We start from the raw sequence: 20,587 nt of genomic DNA on the forward strand, positions 1-20,587 counted from the left end.
TCGAGAGCGCGGGGCCCCCCTTGATCCCGCCCGCCCCCTCGCGCCAGATGCGCGCATGATCCGCGCCGTCCTCCTCACGCTGGCCCTGCTGACGCTCGCCCCGCAGGCCGCGCTGTCGCAGTCGCGCGTCACCGTGCCGAACTTCTGGGACCCGCGCATCCGGCTCGACCGGCCCGAGCCCGGCCCGCCCCGCGTCATCCGCTTCCTGACCGACGACGAATACCCGCCGCTGCACTTCGCCGGGCCCGATGGCGGCCTGACCGGTTTCTCGGTCGAACTGGCGCGGGCCGCCTGCGAGAAGCTCGGCTGGACCTGCACCGTGCAGGCCCGCCGTTTCGACACGCTGCTAGATTCGCTCGCCGAGGGCCGCGGCGACGTTCTGGCCGCGGCGCTGAACCTGACACCGCCGATCCGCGCCCGCTTTGCAGCGAGCCATCTCTATTTTCGCGGCTCGGCCCGCTTCGCCACCACCCGCGGCAACGCCCAGGCCGAACTCGACACGCGCTCCCTGCAGGGCAAGCGCGTCGCCGTCGTCGCCGGCACGGCGCATCAGGCCTATCTCGAGCGACTGCTGCCCTTCGTCCAGCGCCGCGAGGCGGGAAGCCTCGCCGCCGCCGTCACGGCCCTGCGCAGCGGCGACGCCGAATTCGTCTTCGGTGACGGCGTCGCGCTCTCGCTGCTGCTGGCCGGCAGCGGCGGCGGCGAACTCGCCTTCACCGGCGGGCCCTTCCTCGAAAGCCGCTACTTCGGCGAGGGCGTCGCCTTCCTCCTGCGCAAGGACGAGGCGCCGCTCAAGCGCTCCCTCGACTACGCGCTGCAATCGCTCTGGGACGACGGCACCTATGCGCGGCTTTATCTGCGGTTCTTCCCGGTGAGCCCGTTCTGAGTTTCAGCTCGCGGACATGGTCGACGGCAAACGCTCCGACAAACACCATTCCCTCGCCGTCATTCCGGGCGAGCGAAGCGAAGTCCCGGAATCCATCTTGGGGCACCGCGGTTTACGATGGATTCCGGAGCGGCGCTGCTTCGCAGCTTGTCCGGAATGACGGGTGACGCTTCAAGAACGGCGTCACCCGCGCTGCGCCGGCGCGTTCGCGCTGAGCGCCTGCTTGGCCACCGCCGCCAGCCAGCCGGATGCCGCCGGCAGGATCGCGTCGTTGAAGTCGTAGCGGTCATTGTGCAGTTCGCCGCCGTCGCGCACCGGGCCATTGCCGATCCAGACATAGGCGCCGGGCAGTCGTGCCAGGAAATGCGCGAAATCCTCGCCGGTCGTGCTCGCCTTCAGGTCGCGCCGCAGGGTGAGGCCGGCCGCCTCGGCCGCAGCAGCTGCGAGCGCCTCCTCCGGGGCGGTGTTGACAGTGGCGAGGCCATGCACCGTCTCGACCTCGGCCTCCATCTCGAAGGTCGCGGCGATGTGGCTCGCGATCGCGCGGATGCGCGCCAGCACCCGCTCGCGCACGGCCGGCACGAAGGTGCGGAAGGTGCCTTCGATGAAGACGCTGGTCGGAATCTGGTTCGAGGCCAGCCCGCCATGCACCTGACCGATCGACACGACGGCCGATTCCATCGGATCGACATTGCGCGAGACGATGGTCTGCAGCGCCACGATGAGATGGCCCATCGCCACGATCGGGTCGCGCGTCGTCTCCGGCAGCGCCGCATGGCCCGCCGTGCCGTGCAGCGTGATCTTGAAGCGGCCGGGCTCGGACATCACCGGCCCGCGATGCACGGCGATGGTGCCCGCCTCCAGCCCCGGCCAGTTGTGCAGGGCGAAGATGCGCTCCATCGGGAAGCGCTCGATCACCCCATCGGCGAGCATCGCCTGAGCGCCGCCGGCGCCCTCCTCGGCGGGCTGGAAGACGAACTGCACCGTCCCGCTCCAGCCCTCGTCGCGGGCGAGCAGCGCGGCCGCGCCCAGCAGCGCCGTGGTGTGCCCGTCATGGCCACAGGCATGCATGACGTTGAGCGTGCCCGACTTGTACGGCAGATCGTTTGCCTCGAGGATCGGCAGCGCGTCCATGTCGGCGCGAAGCCCAACAGAGCGCTCTGAGGTGCCGCGCGTGAGTGTCGCCACCACGCCGTGACCGCCAACCCCGGCGGTGAACGGCACGCCCAGCTCCGCGAGCTTCTCCTGCACGAAGCCGCTCGTCTCCTTCTCCTCGCGGCCCAGTTCCGGATGGGCGTGGAGATGGCGTCGCCAGGCGGTGAGTTCGGCGTACAGATCGGGATCCAAGGCGGTCGTCCTCTCGAGGCTCAAGGCCGAGCAACCTATACCCGCCGTGCGGTTCCACAACCGCTCTCAACGCATCGCGTCATTCTCGGGCGAAGCGCAGCGCAGACCCGAGAATCTCTTGCAGGAGATGCTCGGGTCGAGCCCGAGCATGAAGTGCCTCCCATCCGACGCATTGACGCCCCCCTTCGCAATCTGCGAAAGCCCGTCCCTCGCATTTTCGCGCAGAAGCTGGAGAGGACACCACCCGACATGCCCGTTTTCGACCCCGCCCTTGTGGACGCCGCCCAGCGTTCGGCCGCCTGGCCGTTCGAGGAAGCTCGCAAGCTCGTCGCGCGGATCGAGAAATCGGGCAAGAAGGAGGTCATCTTCGAGACCGGCTACGGCCCCTCGGGCCTGCCCCATATCGGCACCTTCGGCGAGGTCGCGCGCACCTCGATGGTCCGCCACGCCTTTGAGGTGCTGACCGACGGCGCCATCCCCACCCGCCTGATCGCCTTCTCCGACGACATGGACGGGCTGCGCAAGGTGCCCGACAACGTCCCCAACAAGGAGCTGCTCGCCGCCAATCTCGGCAAGCCGCTGACCGAGGTGCCGGACCCCTTCGGCACACACGACTCATTCGGCCGGCACAACAATGCGCGATTGCGCGCCTTCCTCGACCAGTTCGGCTTCGATTACGAGTTCAAGTCGTCCACCGACAGCTACCGCGCTGGCGAGTTCGACGCGACGCTGCTGAAGATGCTGGCGCGCTACGACGCGGTGATGAAGATCATGCTGCCGACGCTGCGCGAGGAGCGCGCGGCGACCTATTCGCCCTTCCTGCCGATCCATCCCGTGACGCGCGTCGTCATGCAGGTGCCGATCGAGGCGCGCGACGTCGAAGCCGGCACCATCACCTGGACCGACCCCGCCACGGGTGAGCGCTTCGTCACGCCCGTCACCGGCGGCCATGTCAAGCTGCAGTGGAAGCCCGATTGGGCGATGCGCTGGGTCGCGCTCGGCATCGACTACGAGATGGCCGGCAAGGATTTGATCGACTCGGTCAAGGTCTCCTCACAGATCGCGCGCGCGCTCGATGCCCAGCCGCCCGAGGGCTTCAACTACGAGCTCTTCCTCGACGATCTCGGCCAGAAGATCTCGAAGTCCAAGGGCAACGGCCTGACCATCGAGCAATGGCTCGAATACGGCCCGCCCGAAAGCCTCGCGCTCTACATGTTCCAGCGCCCGCGCGAGGCCAAGAAGCTGCATTTCGACGTCATCCCGCGCGCGGTCGACGAATACCTGCAGTTCCTCGGTGGCTATGAGCGGCAGGACTGGAAGAACCGGCTCGGCAACCCGGTCTGGCATCTCCACCACGGCGAGCCGCCGCAGCCCGAGATCATCGCCACCGGCGAAGGCGACAACGTCTCGCGCGCGCAGGTCACCTTCGGCCTGCTGATGAACCTCGTTGCCGTCGCCAACTCCGAGGACAAGGCGGTGCTCTGGGGCTTCCTCCAGCGTTATGCGCCGGGCATCTCGCCCCAGACGCATCCGCGGCTCGACGCGCTGGTGGGCTACGCGATCGCCTATTTCCGCGACTTCGTGAAGCCGGCGAAGAACTACCGCCTCGCCGACGAAACCGAGGTGGCGGCCTTCACCGCGCTCGACGCCGCCATCGCCGCCCTGCCGGCGGATGCGACCGCCGAGATGGTGCAGGACACGGCGCTCGACGTCGCCCGCGCCATCCCGCGCTACCAGAACCTCACCGCCAAGAACGCCACGCCCGAGCGGCCCGGCGTCTCCGGCGACTGGTGGAAGGCGATCTACCAGGTGATGTTCGGCGAGGAGCAAGGCCCCCGCTTCGGCTCCTTCGCCGCGATCTACGGCCTCGCCAACACCCGCGCTTTGATCGCCAAAGCGCTGGCCGGCGGGCTGGTTGAGGAACACGCGGCGTTTGTCGAGGCGCGGAAGGGCTGACACCCGTCCCGTCATTCCGGACAAGCGGCGCAGCCGCGCAGATCCGGAATCCATCTTAGGGCGGACAGTTCTACGATGGATTCCGGCGCTCCGCTTCGCTGCGGCCGGAATGACGACTTTGAAGGGACAGTATGTGATGACACCCGCCCAAGCCGTCGAGCACGCCATCACCTCCCGCCGCGCCATCCGCGCCTTCCTGCCGACGCCGGTCGATCCCGCGCTGCGGCACCGGCTGATCGAGGTCGCGTCACGCGCGCCAAGCGGCACCAACATGCAGCCCTGGAAGCTCCGAGTGATCGGCCCCCAAGTGCGGGCACGGCTGGAAAGCGCCCTGCTGGCCGCGCTGGACGATCCCGGCTTCGTCCAGTCCGAGGAGTACCGCTACTATCCCGAGACCTTCCGCGAGCCCTATCAGTCGCGCCGCCGCAAGGTCGGCTGGGATCTCTACGGCCTGCTCGGCGTCGCCAAGGGTGATGTCGCCGGCATGAAGCGCCAGAGCGCCGCCAATCTGCGTTTCTTCGACGCGCCGGTCGCGCTGATGCTGACGGTCGACCGCGATCTCGAGATCGGCTCCTGGATCGATCTCGGCATGTTCCTGCAGAGCCTGCTGATCGCGGCGCAGGGGCATGGCCTGCAATCCTGCCCGCAGGCGATCTTCGCGCGCTTCCACCCCGTCGTCCGGCGCGAACTCGCCATTCCCGAAAGCGAGGTCGTGGTCTGCGGCATCGCCATCGGGCACGCCGACCCCGACGCCCCGCAGAACGGCCTCATCTCTGAGCGCGAGCCGGTCGAGGGCTTCACGACCTGGCTTGATTAGCTAGAAGCCGCCGGCAGCCTTTACGCGGGCTGGCCGGTCTTGCTCATGCCCTTCATGATGGGCTGCACGACATAGTGCATCGCCACGATCGCGATGCCGCCAACGACCAGCCCGAACACCGCCGAGAACACCGCGCCCGTCAGCCATTGCAGGACACCGCCCAGCGGCAGCATCGCTCCGGCGGCAACCGCGAGCCCATGGCTGGCATGGCCAATTGCCGTCAGCCCGAACTCTTCCAGCCCGTGGATGATGATGCCGCCGCCGACCCAGAGCATCGCCGCCGTGCCGACCGCGCTGAGCCCACTGAGGAAATACGGCATGCCGAGAACCAGGCCGCGGCCGAACCAGCGAACCGGCGCGAAACGCTGCTGGGCCAGCGCCAGACCGATATCGTCGGCCTTCACGATCAGCGCCACCGCGCCATAGACCAGGACGGTGATGCCGATGCCGACCACGGCCAGGACGACGGCCTGCATCTGGAACGAGGATGTCGACACCGTCGACAGCGTGATCGCCATGATCTCGGCCGAAAGAATGAAATCGGTCTTGATCGCGCCCGCGATCTTCTGCTCCTCGAGCAGCTTGGGATCGAGCACGGCCTTGCCGGCCTCTTCCGGGGCCGCCGCATGCGGCACGACCAGTTCCAGGATCTTCTCGGCGCCCTCATAGCAAAGATAGACGCCGCCCGCCATCAGCAGCGGCGTGATCAGCCAGGGCGCAACAAGCGCCAGGATCAGTGCGCCCGGCAGCAGGAAGAGCAGCTTGTTCTTCAGAGAGCCGAGCGCGATCTTCCAGATGATCGGCAATTCGCGGGCGGCGGCAAAGCCCACCGCATAGCGTGGCGTCACCGCCGCATCGTCGATGACGATACCGGCCGCCTTGGTGCCGGCCTTGGTCGCCTGAGCGACAACATCATCGACGGAGGACGCCGCGACCTTGGCGATCCCGGCGATGTCATCGAGCAGCGCGAACAATCCCGAAGCCACGTGTCGTCTCCATGGTGAAAGGCGGCGCAGCGGATCTTCCGTCGCACCGCACCGCCAGTAAGACGCGGCAGCGACGGTTTGGTTCAACCCTGATTGATCTCGAACAGCCCAGCACAACCCATGCCGCCGGCGACGCACATCGTCACCACCGCATAACGCGCCTTGCGGCGGCGCCCTTCCAGCAGCGCATGACCGACCAGGCGGGCCCCGCTCATGCCGAATGGATGGCCGATCGCGATCGCCCCGCCATTGACGTTGACCTTGTCGGGATCGATGCCCAGCCTGTCGCGGCAATAGAGCGACTGCGAGGCGAAGGCCTCGTTCAGCTCCCAGAGATCGATATCGGACACGCTCAGTCCGTTGCGCTCCAGCAGGCGCGGCACCGCAAACACCGGGCCGATGCCCATCTCGTCGGGCGCGCAGCCGGCCGAGGCGAAACCGCGGAAGATGCCCAGCGGCGACAGGCCACGCCTTGCCGCCTCCGCAGCCGACATCACGACGCTGGCCGAGGCGCCGTCCGAGAGCTGGCTGGCATTGCCGGCGGTGACGAACTGGTCTTCGCCGCGCACGGGCTTCAGCTTGAGCAGGCCCTCCAGCGTCGTGTCGGCCCGGTTGCCCTCGTCCTTGGACAGCGTCACCGGCTTCTGGCTGACCTCGCCGGTGGCCTTGTCGGTCACCGCCATCACGGCGCTCATCGGCACGATCTCGTCGTCGAACAGGCCCCGCTCCTGGGCGGCGGCCGTGCGCTGCTGGCTCGCCAGCGAGAATTCATCCTGGGCCTGCCGCGAGATGCCGTAGCGTTGCGCCACGATGTCGGCGGTCTCGATCATCGTCGTGTAGATCGTCGGCTTGTTGGCGAGCAGCCAGTCGTTCAGGGCGAGATCGCGCCGCGTCACCGGCTGCACCAGCGAGATCGACTCGACGCCGCCGCCCACCGCGACCGGCACGCCGTCCATCACCACCCGCCGCGCCGCATGGGCGATCGCCTCCAGCCCCGAGGCGCAGAAGCGGCTGACGGTGACGCCGGCCGACTGGACGGGAAGCCCCGCGACCAGCGCGGCATGGCGCGCGACATTGAGCCCCGTCGCGGCCTCCGGATAGCCGCAGCCCATCACCACCTCCTCGACCGCCTCCGGCTCGAGCCCGGCGCGCTCCAGCGCATGGCGGATCGCATGGGCCGCCATGTCGGCGCCGCGGACCTGGTTGAAGGCCCCGCGATGGGCCTTGCCGATCGGCGTGCGCGCCGTGGAAACGATGACGGCTTCGGTCATGGACGCTTCTTCCCTGCCTTGTGCTGTGAGTGTGTGGATCTGCCGCTTAGGCGGATCGCGTCTTCAGATCGGCGAAGCCCTTGCCCTCGTCCGCCAGCCGGCGCAACAGCGGCGCCGGCTGCAGCGTGGCGTCGCCGGTCTCCGCCGCCTGCGCGTCCAGCCGCGCGACGAGGGTGCCAAGCCCGACCGTGTCGGCCCAATGCATCGGGCCCCCGCGCCAGGCCGGCCAGTTGTAGCCGTTGAGCCAGATCACGTCGATGTCGCCGGGGCGCGCCGCAATCCCCTCCTCCAGAATCCGCGCGCCCTCGTTCACCATCGGGTCGAGCAGCCGCGACAGGATTTCGTCAGCGGTGAGGCTGCGCCGCGTCACGCCCTGTTCCTCAGAAATACGGGCGATCAGCGCCTCGACCTCCGGGTCGCGCTGGCCGCTTCGGGCGCCTTCCGGATAGAGGAAATAGCCGCGCCCGGTCTTCTGGCCGAACCAGCCGGCCTCGCAGATCGCATCCGCCACGGCCGCAGTCTTGCCGCGTGCCTTGCGCGAGCGCCAGCCGATGTCGTTGCCGGCGAGATCGGCCATGGCGCAGGGGCCCATTTTGAAGCCAAAGCCGGTCAGCGCCGCATCGACCTCGTGCGGCAGCGCGCCCGCGATCAGCAGTCGCTCGGTGGCGCGGGTGCGGGCCTCCAGCATGCGGTTGCCTACGAAGCCAAAGCCGTTGCCGACGACGACCGGCACCTTGCCGATCCGGCGCCCCAGCGCCATCGCCGTCACCACCGCATCATCGGCCACGCCCTCCGGCCGCACGACCTCGAGCAGCTTCATGACATTGGCGGGGCTGAAGAAGTGCATCCCCAGCACATCCTGCGGGCGCTTCGTCGCCGCCGCGACCGTGGGGATGTCGAGATAGGACGTATTGCTGGCGAGGATCGCGCCGGGCTTGGCGATGCCATCGAGCGCGCCGAAGATCTGCTGCTTGACGCCCATCTCCTCGAAGGCCGCTTCGATCACGATGTCGGCGTCGGCGGCGGCCGCGAGACCCACCGCAGGCGTGATCAGCGCCAGGCGCTCCTCGCGCTTTTCGGGCGTCAGCGAACCGCGCGTGACCGACATCGCGTAGATCGCCGCGACCCGGTTCATGCCGTTGTCGATCTGCGCCTGCTCCTGCTCGATCAGCGTCACCGGGATGCCGGCATTGGCGAAGCACATGGCGATGCCGCCGCCCATCGTGCCGGCGCCGATCACCGCCGCCTTCGCGATCGCGCGCGGCTTCACTTCGGCGCCGATGCCGGGCACCCGGGCGATCTCGCGCTCGGCGAAGAAGACATGGCGCAGCGCGGCAGAGCGTGGATCGGCGACGAGCTTCAGGAAGAGCGCCCGCTCTACCGCAAGCCCCTCCGCGAAGGGCAGCGTGAAGACGCCGCGGACGGCCTCGATCAGCGCCATGGCATTCGGCATCTCGCCCGAACTCTTGGTAGCCGCGAGCGCCTGCGCCTCGAAGGCCTCGCGATCGGCGGCCGTCAGGCGGCCGGTTCTGTCACACACCCGTTCCGGTGCGCCGCGGGCGGCAAGGTCGCGCGCCAGCGCCACGGCGGCGGCCACCACATCGCCATCGACCACCTCGTCGACGAGGCGCAAGCTCAGCGCCCGGCTGGCGGCGATCGGCTCGCCCGCCAGCATCAGCGGGAAGGCCTGTGCCGCCCCGATCAGCCGCGGCAGGCGCTGCGTGCCGCCGGCTCCCGGGATCAGGCCGAGCTTGATCTCCGGCAGACCGAACGAGGCTGAAACCGAGGCGACGCGGCCATGGCAGGCGAGCGCGACCTCGAGCCCGCCCCCGAGTGCAACACCCTGGATCGCGGCGACGACCGGCTTGCGGCAGGTCTCGATCGCGTCAAGCACATCGGGAAGAAACGGCGCCACCGGCGGCTTGCCGAACTCGCTGATATCGGCCCCGGCGATGAAGGCGCGGCCGGAAGCCGCGATCACGATCGCCGTGACATCGGGATCGGCGCCAGCCTCTGCGATGACACGGGCCAGGTCGGCGCGAAGCGCCTGGCCCAGCGCATTGACCGGCGGGTTGTCGATCGTCGCGATCGCGATCTCGCCATGGCGGGCGAGCCGGACGGTCTCCATCAGCGCATATCCTTAAGGCTCTGCCGGCGCCTTCGATCCGGCCGATTGAGGGCGAGGGAGGAAGTCCGGCGGGTGGCTTTTTGTCAAGCCGGCGCCGGCTTGACCCTCGGTGAAACGCCGTGCCAAGCCTGTCTGCGGGATGATCACGAGCTTTCGGACCCGCGCCCTCTCGATGCGTCGCGGATCAACAGAGAAGGCCGCAGGGATGGGGACGCGCCGATGACAGCCACCGTTTTGACCGAGATCGTGGCGCAAGGCGTCATGCAGATCACGATGAACCGGCCCGAGCGCAAGAACGCCCTCGACCGCGCCAGCTATGCCGGTCTGATCGCGGCCTTCGCGGCGGCGGAGGCCGATGCCGACATCCGCGTCCTTCTGGTCACCGGCGCTGGAGGCTGTTTCACCAGCGGCAACGACATCCGCGACTTCGCGGCCTCCGCCGATGACGGCGCCCGCATCGCCATCGAATTCCTGAGCGCGATCTCGACCGCCACCAAGCCGGTCGTCGCCGCCGTCGAGGGCTTCGCCGTCGGCATCGGCACGACGATGCTGCTGCATTGCGACCTGGCTTATGCCGGAGCCAGCGCGACCTTCCGCATGCCCTTCGTCACGCTGGGGCTCTGCCCGGAAGGCGCCTCGAGCTATCTGCTGCCGCTCGTCGCCGGTTCCAAGCGCGCCGCCGAACTGCTGATGCTGGGCGAGGCTTTCGGCCCGCAGGCGGCGCTGGACGCAGGCCTCGTCAACGCCACCGTAGCGGAGGGCGCGGCGCTGGCGGCGGCACGCGACAAGGCGAAGGCGCTCGCAGCGCTGCCGCCGCAATCGGTCGCCCTGACCAAGATGCTGCTCAAGCGCGGACAGGCTGCCAGCGTCGCCGAGACGCTCGCGACCGAGGCGAAGCATTTCGGCGAGCGCCTGCGCTCGGCGGAAGCGCAGGCCGCCTTCGCCGCCTTCCTCAAGCGCTGAGGGCCGGAACGCAACGCTCTCAGCCCCTGGCGCCGTCCGCGCCAAGGGCGGCGCGCGAGGCCCGCCTCGGCAGCCCGCGCCAGATCATCAGAGCCCAGAGGCCCAGCGTCGCGACACCCAGCACGCCCGCGATCGGCCGCGACAGGAAGCCGATCAGCGATCCGTCCGCCTTGATCATCGACGACATGAAGTTCTGCTCCAGCATCTCGCCGAGCACGAGGCCGAGGATCAGCGGCGCGACCGGCACGCCATGCTCCTCCAGAAGCCAGCCGAACAGCCCCATCAGAACCATCAGCACGACGCCATAGAGCGAGTTGGTCATCGCATAGGAGCCGACGATGCAGAAGATCAGGATGATCGGCAGCAGGATGTTGCGGGGTACGCGCAGGATCTGCTTGGCCGATTTGATCGCCGCCCAGCCGAGCGGGAACATCAGAAGGTTCGCCAGGATGAAGATGATGAACACCGCATAGATCAATTCCGGCGTCTGCAGGAAGACGCTCGGCCCCGGATTCATGCCCTTCATGTAGAGCACGCCGATGACGATGGCCGTGATCGAGTCGCCGGGAATGCCGAAGACGAGTGCCGGAATCCAGGCGGCGCCGAGCGCCGAGTTATTGGCCGAAGTCGAATCGACGATGCCCTCGATATGGCCCGTGCCGAACTTCTCCGGCTCCTTGGAGGTCTTCTTGGAGACCGCGTAGGACACCCAGGCGGCGATGTCGGCCCCAGCGCCTGGCAAGGCGCCGATCACGGTGCCGATCATCGAGCCGCGCAGGAAGTTGAACCAGTACTTCTTGAACACGGCCCCGACGCCGGTCATCAGGTTGCCGACGGCCTGGGCGACCACGCGGCCGCCCTTCTCCATCGTCACCGCCCCGCGCAGCAGCTCGGACACGGCGAACATGCCGATCAGCGTCGGGATGAAATTGATGCCCGACAAAAGATCGACGTTGCCGAAGGTGAAGCGCGGTTGGCCTGCGGCGGGATCGATGCCGATGCAGCCGATCGCCAGCCCGATGAAGAGCGAGAGCAGGCCCTTCAGCGGGTCGCCTGTGCCGATGAAGACGGCGCAGGTCAGGCCGAGACAGGCCAGCCAGAAATACTCGAAGGACGAGAAGTTGATCGCCACCTCGGCCAGCACCGGCGCCAGCACGATCAGGATGATGACGCCGAAGATGCCGCCCAGCACCGAGAACACCAGGTTGACGCCCATGCAGAGATCGAGCTGACCCTTCTTGGTCATCTCGTAGCTCTCGTCGGCATAGGCCGCCGAGGCCGGCGTTCCCGGCATGCGCAGCATCGCGGCGGGAATGTCGCCGGCGAAGATCGCCATCGCGGTCGCGGTGACGATGGCGCCCAGCGCCGGCACGGGCGCCATGAAGAAGGTCACCGGCACCAGGAGCGCCGTCGCCATCGTCGCCGTTAGCCCCGGCATCGCGCCGACGAACATGCCAAACAGCGCCGAGCCCATGATGACCGCGAGCACGGTCGGGTCGAAGACCAGCCCGAAGGCGGTATAGATCGCGGTCATGCCGGTCTCCTCAAAGCACGCTGTCGAGGATGCCGCGCGGCAGGGGCACCCGCATCAGGCTTCCGAAGAAATACTGCACGGCGATCGTCATCACCGCCGCGACGATGAGCGCCATGACCGGGCGCACGCCGAACCAGAGGAACAGGACGAGCTGGATGAGGAAGGCGGTCGGCATGAAGCCGAGCGGCTCGGAAGCGAGGAGATAAAACACCATCGCACCCAGCATCAGCGCGAAGGAGGCGAGCGGGGCCGGACGGCGCGCCCAATCCTCGAGAACGAGCCAGGGACGCCCGCCGCTGCGCCATTCGCGCAGGATCAGCAGCAGCGAGCACATCACGATGCCGCCGCCGATGATGCGCGGAAACAGGCTGGGCCCGTAATTCTGGCCTGGAAACGCCGGAAAGGTGAAGGTCATCGCGATCATGGCACCGGCGATCAACAGGAACGCGGTGCCGACGACGGCATCGTTGAAGCGCATCGTACGAGCTTTCGACGGAGCATGGACGGCCGCGCGCCTCGGGCGCGCACCGGAATTGGCAGGGGGCGTGGCGGCTGCGCCTGAGCGCAGCCGCCATCGTCGCGCGCGATGGTTAGGCCGGCTTCTTGGCGAGGCCGGCAGCGGTCATGGCCGAACCCATGGCCTTGTCGCCCTCGGCCATGAACGTCGCGAAGCCCTTCTGGTCCTGGAAGGTCATGCCGAAGCCGCGCGCGTTCATGAAGTCCTGGAATTCCTTCGAATCGAAGGCCTTCTTGAGCTCCGTCATCAGCGTAGCCTGCACCGCGTCCGGCAGCCCCTTCGGCCCGGCGATGCCGCGCCAGGCGCCGACGGAGTAGTTGATGCCGAGCGTCTCGTTCAGGGTCGGAACGTCCTTGAACTGCGGGTTGCGCTCCTTGGCCATGATCGCGAGCGACTTCGCCTTGCCCGCGTCGATCATCGCACGCGCTTCCGGAACGGAGCAGGTGACGATGTCGATGCCGCCGGCCGCGAGATCCTGCATGGCTGGCGCCGCGCCGTTCGACGGCGCCCAGGCGACATGGTTCGGCTTCAGGCCCATGGCCTGCAGCCAGCCGATCAGCGCGAGATGCCAGATGCCGCCCTGCCCGGTGCCGGACGCCTTGAACTTGCCCTCGGGCGCGGCCTTGATCGCGTCCGCCAGGGCCTTGATGTCCTTGTAGGGCGAATCGGCCTTGACCTGCACGCCCGGCGGATCCTCGTTCATCAGCGCCAGCGGGGTATAGCTGGTCGGGTTGAGCTCGGTCAGGCCCTGGTGATGCATCATGGTGATTTCCACCGTGATCATGCCGATCGTGTAGCCGTCCGGCGCCGCGGTCGCGATCGCGGAATGGCCGACGACACCCGAGCCGCCGGTCCGGTTCACCACGTTGAAGGGCTGGCCGAGGCTCTTCTCGAGCATCGCCCCGATGATGCGCGCCGTCGCATCGGTGCCACCGCCGGCGCCCCAGGGGCAGACCAGGGTGACGGGCCGGCTCGGCCATTTCGCCTGCGCGATCGCCGGCGCCGCGATCAGGCCCGATGCTCCGACCGCAGCCGCCCCGGCGAGGACACTGCGCCTGCTGATGATGTCGCTCATTCGATTCTTCTCCCTAAATCGATTTAATCACTGAGCGCTCCTCATCGTTGACGGGGCGCTCTTGCGTGGACGGTTGCATCTGAACCGATTGTCGCGGCAGAGACAACTGCCTTGGCAGCAATTTCTACAAGGCGCAGGCGACCGGCAGGACCGACGCCGCCACCGTCTCGACGATCGCGCCGGTGCTGAGATCGCGGCCGGGCGCCGCGGCGGCCCGCGGCGGCAGCCCGTTCCTGGCCGCATGATCCTGCAGCGCGCTCCCGTCGGCCACGGCGTAGCTGCGCTGGGGCGCCACGCCGGCGACGAGCACCTTGTCGGACGGATTGCCGGTAACGACCCCCGCCAGCCGCCCCTGCCGGTCGAAAACCGGAGAGCCGGCCTGCCCGGGCTGGAGCGGCGCCGACACGACCGAACCGGATCCGATCGTCAGGCCCTGCCCGGGCAGGGCGAGGGACACGCGCCGCCCGCCCTCGTCGCCGAAGGCCAGCAGGAGAAGCGGCTCGCCCTCGGTCAGGGCCTCCCGGCGCAGCGGCGGCACCGACAGCGCCGCCCCTCCCTGGACCTCCAGCAGCGCGAGCCCGCCCTGGACCGCCCCGCGCAGCTGGGCCGGCCGCCCGCCGACCTGCAACGCGCGACAGCCCTCGATGGCGGCGGCGGCCGTCGCCACGACGCGATCGGCGAGCGCCACGGCGACGCCATGGCGTTGCGTCGGACGAAGCTGGAGGACTGCGGCAGCCGTCGCCGCCACAGGAGCCGCGGGAACGGACGCCACGGCCGAGGCGCCGGGCAACGGACCGCTCGGGAAAGGCTCGAAGCTCGACGCGATCGCGATCACCAGCTTGTCCACGGTGGCCGACAGTGCCTTCTCGTAGCCGATCGCGAAGCCGCGCAGTCCCGTCGGGCCGGCGGCGAGGCGGCGGTAGAACTTGCCGGTCGGCGTCTCGCCGGTGACGACGAAGAAATCCGGCCGCAGCAGCTTGTAGGTGATCTTCCGGCCCGGATTGTTCGGCGTCGGCGCTGTCGCCTTCTCGTAGACGGCCTCCAGCGTCTCCCCCGGGGGCGTCGCAGAGGTATCGAGCGTGATCTTGCCGTCGGCGCTCTGCCAGCGACTGCCCGACGGCGAGACGTCCCGTTTCAACAGGACCGCCATGGGGATACCGATGCGCAGGCCCGTGCGCTCGTCGGCGATCACGCGGAAGCCCGCCGCCTCGCGCGCCGCCTGCGCCGCCTGGGCGAGGCTGCGCCGCTCGGGCGGTGTCAGCACGCCATCGGGCGCACCCTTCCCCGCCTTGAACGCGTTGATCGCGCGGAAGGTCAGGGGCCCGTAGCTGCCACTGACCGCGCCGTTGAAATGCCCGCTCCAGATCAGATCGGCCTGGATCGCCCGGCGTTCCGGCTCGGGCAGGCTCTCGAAACCGGCCTGGGCCGCGGCCAGCTGCGGATTGGCCGCGGGGGCGGGGGCCTGTGCGAGTGCCCCGGCGGACAGCGCCGCGCAGACAGGCAGCATCAGCGCCGCAGACACGATCAGACGCAACGAACGGGCTCTCATGATCGCCTCCCACCCCGACGGCCGGCATTGAGCGTCAGATCGACAGCCCCTGCAAGCGATTCCGGCAGCGCATCGCGGTCCGGCCAATGCCACCCGCCCGCTCGCCGCGCGCTTTCGGATTGCGCCAATCGATGCCGGTGATAGCCTGCCGCCGCGACCACACCCGTCATCCGGTCTTGGCCCTGGGCAGCCGGAATGTGGGACGTCATCTGGAGGAAATGCCCATGCGCCTGTTGCCCCGTCTCGCGCTGGTTCTGGGCCTGAGCCTCGCCGCCCACCCCGCCTTCGCGCAGAAGGCTTATGTCCGCAACGATCTCGCCGCCGACGGCCAGCGGCTCGAAGAGCGCCTCAAGCGCGAGGTCTCCGCCGGCGCCCGCTCGGCCGCCGATCTGGTACGGACCGGCGAGGCCGCACTCGCCCGGGGCGATGCCCGCGCCGCCCTGCCCCAGGCCAATGCCGCCGTCGTCGCCGAGCCCGCCAGCGCGGCGGGCTGGCGCCTGATGGCGCGCGCCGCCAACGCCATCGAGCCGCGCGACTATCGCGAGCGCTGGGAATTGCGCGAGCGCGCCATCAGCGCCGCCTATCTCGCCTATCAGCGCGCCACGAGCCGCAATGACGAAGCCGCCTCGCTGGGCCTTCTCGCCCGCATCTTCGAGAAGAACGAACTCTGGCGCCCGGCGCTGACGACCTATCGCCTCAGCCTCGATCTCGTCGACAACGCCTCGCTGCGCACCGCCTATGAGGGTCTGCGCGAGCAGCGCGGCTTCCGCCTGACCGGCAACAAGGTCGATGCCGATGCCGCGAGCCCGCGCGCCTGCTTCGAGTTCTCCGAACCCCTCGCCCGCGGCCGCATCGATTTCGCTCCTTACGTCGCCATCTCCGGCGGCAAGGGCGATTTCGCCGTCACCGCGGAGGACCGCCAGATCTGCGTCGATGGCCTGCGCCATGGCGAGCGCTACGGCTTCGTCATCCGCCAGGGCGTGCCCTCGGCGATCCCCGACGAGAAGCTGCTGAAATCCGCCGATTACGAGGTCTATGTCCGCGACCGGACGCCCTCCGTCCGTTTCACCGGCAAGAACTACGTCCTGCCGCGCACCGGCCAGCAGGGCGTGCCGGTCGTCTCCGTCAATGCCGACAGGCTCGACCTCGAGGTCATGCGCATCGGCGACCGCAACCTGATCAATTCGGTCCATTCCGAGGATTTCCTCGGCCAGCTCGGCGCCTATCAGTCGAAGCAGATCGAAAGCGACAAGGGCCAGCGCGTCTGGACCGGGTCGATGGAGGTCAAGTCCGAGCTGAACAAGGACGTCGTCACCGCCTTCCCCGTGGTGGAGGCCGTCGGCGCGCTGAAACCCGGCGTCTATGTGATGTTCGCCAGGCCGAGCGGCGGCCGGACACCCGCGCCCTCCGACAGCGATGGCGATTATGACGACGGCACGACGCGCGCGACGCAGTGGTTCGTCGTCTCCGATCTCGGCCTGACCTCCTTCTCCGGTCCCGACGGCGTGCATGTGCTGGTGCGCTCGCTGTCCGATGCCGCCCCCGTCGCCAATGCCGAGTTGCGCCTGCTGGCGAAGAACAACGAGGTGCTGGCGACGATCCGCTCCGACGCCAACGGCTATGCCCGCTTCGATGCCGGCCTCGCCAAGGGCCAGGGCGGCAATGCACCCGGCCTCGTCACCGCCTCGCTCGCCGAGGATTACGGCTTCCTCGACCTGAAGCAGACGGCCTTCGATCTCTCGGATCGCGGCGTGAAGGGCCGCGTCGCCCCCGCCGGGCTCGACGCCTTCCTCTACACCGAGCGCGGCGTCTACCGCTCCGGCGAGACGGTCTATCTGACCAGCCTTCTGCGCGATGCGCGCGGCGTCGCCGTCACCGGCCTGCCGCTGACGCTCGTCGTCAAGCGGCCCGACGGCGTCGAGTATCGCCGCCGCCAGGTCGAGGACCAGGGCGCCGGCGGGCGTGCCCATTCGATCCCGCTGCTCTCGGGTGCGGCAACCGGCACCTGGCGCGTCCAGGCCTATGCCGATCCCAAGGGCCCTGCCATCGGCGAGGTCTCCTTCCTGGTCGAGGATTACGTTCCCGAGCGGCTCGAACTGACCCTATCACCGAAGGCGCCGTTCCTGCAGGCCGGCCAGCCGGCCGAGATCGACGTCAGCGCGCGTTATCTCTACGGCGCGCCGGGCTCAGGCCTCGACGTCACCGGTTCGATGACGATCCGGGCTGCCGGCCAGTCGGCCATTCCGGGTTTTGCCGGCTATCAGGTCGGCCTCACCGACGAGGCCTTCGAGCCGGTCCAGTCCGAGTTCGAGGAGAGCACGACGACCGACGCCGCCGGCAAGGTCACCGTGACGAACCCGGTGGCGCAGCCGGAGACCAACCGCCCGCTCGAAGCCGAGTTCACCATCCGCGTCGGCGAACCCGGCGGGCGCGCCATCGCACGCTCCGTCACGCTGCCGATCGTCCCCAAGGGCGCCGCCATCGGCGTGCGCAAGGCCTTCAAGGACGGCGAACTCGGCAACGGCCAGACCGCGACCTTCGACGTCGTCATGGCCAATGGCGACGGCCGCCGCCTCGCCAGGGCCGGTGTGAAATGGACCCTGTCCAAGGTCACGCGCAACTATCAGTGGTTCTTCCAGGACGGCCGCTGGAACTATGAGGGCGTCAAGTCGACCCGCCGCGTCGCCGATGGCGAGGTCGCGGTCGCGGAGGCCGCGCCCGCCCGCATCGCCGCGCCGGTCGAATGGGGCAATTACCGGCTCGACGTCGCCGCCGACGGACCGGACGCGACCGAAACCTCTGTCTCCTTCAGCGTCGGCTACGAGGCCGACAAGACCGCCGACACGCCCGACGTGCTCGACGTCATCATCGACAAGACGGCTTACGCGGATGGCGAAAGCCTGAATATCCGCCTCAGTCCCCGCTTCGCCGGCAAGGCCACGCTCGCGGTTATCACCGACCGCGTCGTCGATCTCCGCACCATCGACATCGCGACCGGCGGCACCACCGCGACCGTCCCGGTCAAGGCGGAATGGGGCGCGGGCGCCTATCTCGTCGTGCTCGCCCACCGGCCGATGGATGCCGCCGCCAAGCGCCTACCCGGCCGGGCGATCGGCCTGTCCTGGTTCTCGATCGGCAAGGAGAGCCGTACGCTCGCGCTCGATCTCGGCGCGCCGCCTCTCGTGCGCCCGCTCTCGACCCTGTCGCTGCCGGTGAAGGTCACTGGCGCCCGGGCCGGCGAGGACGCCTTCGTCACGGTCGCCGCCGTCGACGTCGGCATCCTCAACCTGACCCGCTTCGAAAGCCCCGATCCGAGCAAGTTCTTCTTCGGCCAGCGCCAGATCGGGCACGAGCTGCGCGACCTCTATGGCTATCTCATCGACGGCATGCAGGGCACGCGCGGCGCGATCCGCAGCGGCGGCGACGCCGCCCCCTCCCTCGAAGGCGAGAAGCCGACGCAGGAGCCGGTCGCCCGCTATTCCGGCGTGGTCAAGGTCGGCCCCGACGGGATCGCGAAGGTCGATTTCGAGCTGCCGGCCTTCAATGGCTCGCTGCGCGTCATGGCGGTCGCCTGGTCGGCCGGCCGCACCGGCCAGGCCAGCACGGAGGTCATCGTGCGCGATCCGGTGGTCGCGCAGGCGACGCTGCCGCGCTTCCTCGCCATCGGCGACCAGTCGCGCTTCCACCTCTCCATCGACAATGTCGAGGGCCCGGCCGGCCCCTATCTCGTCGATCTCGACATTCGCGGCCCGGTGCTGGTGCCGACCGACGCGACCCGCCGGACTATCCAGCTCGCCGCCGGGGCCAAGGCCCAGATGACGATCCCCGTCACGGCCGCAGGCCTCGGCCGCGCCGAGTTCGATGTCCGCATCAGCGGACCCGGCGGCGTCGGGACCGTGCAGAACCTCGCCGTCCGCGTGCAGCCCTCCGCGGCCACGATCGCGCGCCGGATCGTGCGCCCGATCCCCGGTAATGGCGGCGCGATCACGGTCTCGGCCGATCTTCTGGCCGATCTGGTGCCCGGCTCCGGCCAGGTCTCGGTCTCCGTCTCGCCGCTCGCCTCGCTCGACGTGCCTGCCCTGCTCAAGGCGCTCGACCGCTACCCCTATGGCTGCACCGAACAGACGGTGAGCCGCGCCATGCCGCTGCTCCATGTCAACCGGCTCGCCTCGCTCGAGCATCTCGCGCTCGACGCCAATGCCGATGAGCGGGTCCAGACCGCGATCGAGCGCGTGCTCGCCCGCCAGGGCGCCAACGGCTCCTTCGGGCTCTGGGGCGTCGGCGGCGACGATCTCTGGCTCGACGCCTTCACGGCGGACTTCCTGACGCGGGCCCGCGAGCGTCAGTTCCCGGTGCCGCAGACCGCCTTCAATCTCGCGCTCGACCGGCTGCGCAACCAGGTCGTCAACACCGGCGAGATCGTCAAGGAAGACGCGGCCGGCATCGCCTATGCGCTCTATGTGCTCGCCCGCAACGGCCGCCCGGTGATGGGCGATCTGCGCTATCTCGCCGACAACAAGCTCGCCGATTTCGCCACACCCATGGCCCGCGCCCAGATCGGTGCGGCGCTCTCGGCGCTCGGCGATCGCGGCCGCGGCCGCGCCGCTTTCGTCAGCGCGCTCGCCGGGCTGCAGGAGCGCGGCGACGACAGCCTGTCGCGGCCCGATTACGGCTCGCGACTGCGCGACGGCGCGGCGGTTCTGGCGCTGATCGCGGAATCGTCCGGCGACCGGGCCGAGATCGGCCGCGCCGCCGCCATCCTCGACGGCGCCCGCAACGCGGCCCGCTCCACCTCGACGCAGGAGCAGGCCTGGATGGTGCTCGCCGCCCAGGCGATGGCGAAGGACGCCGAAGGCATGACGTTGACCGTCGACGGCACGGAGCGGAAGGGGCCGCTCTACCGCACCCTTTCGGCTGCGGCGCTGGAACAGAAGCCGCTGACGGTCGCCAACCCCGCCGCCGCGACCGCCCAGGCGGTCATCACCGTCGCGGGCATCCCGACCGGCGCGGAGCCGGCGCTCAACCAGGGTTTCGGACTGGAGCGCGTGATCTACACGATGAAGGGCGAGAGGGCCGACCCGGCCCGCCTGCGCCAGAACGAGCGCTATGTCGTGGCGCTCACGGTCACCGAGCCAGCCAGCCGCTATGGCCGTCTGCTGCTGGTCGATCCCGTCCCCGCCGGGCTTGAGATCGAGAACGCCAACCTGACCGAGGGCGCCTCCGTCGCCGGCCTCGACTGGCTGAAGCAGGAGGTCTACCCGGTCCATACCGAGGCGCGCGACGACCGCTACGTCGCCGCCTTCGAGCGCTCGGGCGGCAACGACCAGAAGCTCGTCTACACGGTCGCCTACATCGCCCGCGCCGTCTCGCCCGGCCGCTATGTGGCGCCTGCCGCCATCATCGAGGACATGTACCGTCCCGACCGCTTCGGGCGGACGGCCTTCGGCACGGTGGACATCGCCTCGGCGCGGTGATGCACGGCGATCACAATCCGTCATTCTCGGGCGAGGCGAAGCCGGGACCCGAGAATTTCTCGCAGGAAGGAGCGCCCTCCCTGC

13 protein-coding genes are annotated in these 20,587 nt (G+C 69.1%); 5 read left to right on the top strand and 8 right to left on the bottom strand.

Translation table 11 applies throughout. The annotated features are described in order from the left end of the window. The first annotated feature begins 55 nt into the window (after positions 1-55). Positions 56-886: a transporter substrate-binding domain-containing protein gene (locus tag Q8S38_RS09060; RefSeq protein WP_305680092.1), complete on the top strand. Its 831-nt coding sequence runs from the start codon at positions 56-58 to the stop codon at positions 884-886. A gap of 183 nt (positions 887-1,069) precedes the next feature. Here the strand turns inward: Q8S38_RS09060 and Q8S38_RS09065 are convergent, their stop codons facing one another. Continuing rightward, positions 1,070-2,233, bottom strand: a complete 1,164-nt coding sequence (locus tag Q8S38_RS09065; RefSeq protein WP_305680093.1) for an amidohydrolase — start codon at positions 2,231-2,233, stop codon at positions 1,070-1,072. 249 nt (positions 2,234-2,482) lie between these two features. On the opposite strand from Q8S38_RS09065, the gene Q8S38_RS09070 reads away from it, so the two are divergent. Both Q8S38_RS09070 and Q8S38_RS09075 read left to right on the top strand, forming a co-directional pair. Next, positions 2,483-4,189: a lysine--tRNA ligase gene (locus Q8S38_RS09070; RefSeq protein ID WP_305680094.1), complete on the top strand. Its 1,707-nt coding sequence runs from the start codon at positions 2,483-2,485 to the stop codon at positions 4,187-4,189. 136 nt (positions 4,190-4,325) lie between these two features. Next, positions 4,326-5,006, top strand: coding sequence for a nitroreductase (locus Q8S38_RS09075; protein ID WP_305680095.1), 681 nt, complete (start codon positions 4,326-4,328; stop codon positions 5,004-5,006). A gap of 20 nt (positions 5,007-5,026) precedes the next feature. Here Q8S38_RS09075 and Q8S38_RS09080 read toward each other — a convergent pair whose 3' ends face one another. The 3 genes from Q8S38_RS09080 to Q8S38_RS09090 form a co-directional block, all read right to left on the bottom strand. After that, a complete protein-coding gene (locus tag Q8S38_RS09080; RefSeq protein WP_305680096.1) occupies positions 5,027-5,992 on the bottom strand; it encodes a DUF808 domain-containing protein in 966 nt (321 codons plus the stop codon). A gap of 83 nt (positions 5,993-6,075) precedes the next feature. Further along, the gene (locus Q8S38_RS09085) at positions 6,076-7,263 is read right to left on the bottom strand and encodes an acetyl-CoA C-acyltransferase (RefSeq protein WP_305680097.1); all 1,188 of its coding nucleotides are present in this window, start codon (positions 7,261-7,263) and stop codon (positions 6,076-6,078) included. Between the two features lie 46 nt (positions 7,264-7,309). After that, positions 7,310-9,394, bottom strand: coding sequence for a 3-hydroxyacyl-CoA dehydrogenase NAD-binding domain-containing protein (locus Q8S38_RS09090; RefSeq protein WP_305680504.1), 2,085 nt, complete (start codon positions 9,392-9,394; stop codon positions 7,310-7,312). 216 nt (positions 9,395-9,610) lie between these two features. Between Q8S38_RS09090 and Q8S38_RS09095 the strand changes: the two genes are divergently transcribed. Then, positions 9,611-10,354 carry an enoyl-CoA hydratase-related protein gene (locus Q8S38_RS09095; RefSeq protein ID WP_305680098.1) on the top strand — a complete coding sequence of 248 codons (744 nt, stop codon included), beginning with the start codon at positions 9,611-9,613 and terminating at the stop codon, positions 10,352-10,354. 19 nt (positions 10,355-10,373) lie between these two features. Here the strand turns inward: Q8S38_RS09095 and Q8S38_RS09100 are convergent, their stop codons facing one another. From Q8S38_RS09100 to Q8S38_RS09115, 4 genes are all read right to left on the bottom strand, one after another. Then, on the bottom strand, positions 10,374-11,888 hold the full coding sequence (locus tag Q8S38_RS09100) for a tripartite tricarboxylate transporter permease (RefSeq protein WP_305680099.1): 1,515 nt from the start codon (positions 11,886-11,888) through the stop codon (positions 10,374-10,376). Positions 11,889-11,898: 10 nt separating this feature from the next. Next, positions 11,899-12,366 (bottom strand): tripartite tricarboxylate transporter TctB family protein, encoded by a 468-nt coding sequence (locus tag Q8S38_RS09105; RefSeq protein WP_305680100.1) that lies wholly within the window; start codon positions 12,364-12,366, stop codon positions 11,899-11,901. A gap of 112 nt (positions 12,367-12,478) precedes the next feature. After that, the gene (locus Q8S38_RS09110) at positions 12,479-13,480 is read right to left on the bottom strand and encodes a tripartite tricarboxylate transporter substrate binding protein (RefSeq protein ID WP_305680101.1); all 1,002 of its coding nucleotides are present in this window, start codon (positions 13,478-13,480) and stop codon (positions 12,479-12,481) included. 124 nt (positions 13,481-13,604) lie between these two features. After that, a complete protein-coding gene (locus Q8S38_RS09115; protein WP_305680102.1) occupies positions 13,605-15,029 on the bottom strand; it encodes a trypsin-like peptidase domain-containing protein in 1,425 nt (474 codons plus the stop codon). Between the two features lie 224 nt (positions 15,030-15,253). Between Q8S38_RS09115 and Q8S38_RS09120 the strand changes: the two genes are divergently transcribed. Next, the gene (locus Q8S38_RS09120; RefSeq protein WP_305680103.1) at positions 15,254-20,503 is read left to right on the top strand and encodes an alpha-2-macroglobulin family protein; all 5,250 of its coding nucleotides are present in this window, start codon (positions 15,254-15,256) and stop codon (positions 20,501-20,503) included. The last annotated feature ends 84 nt before the right edge of the window (positions 20,504-20,587 follow it).

Origin of the sequence: Allobosea sp. (assembly GCF_030695125.1) — a bacterium.
Taxonomy (GTDB): Bacteria; Pseudomonadota; Alphaproteobacteria; order Rhizobiales; family Beijerinckiaceae; genus Allobosea.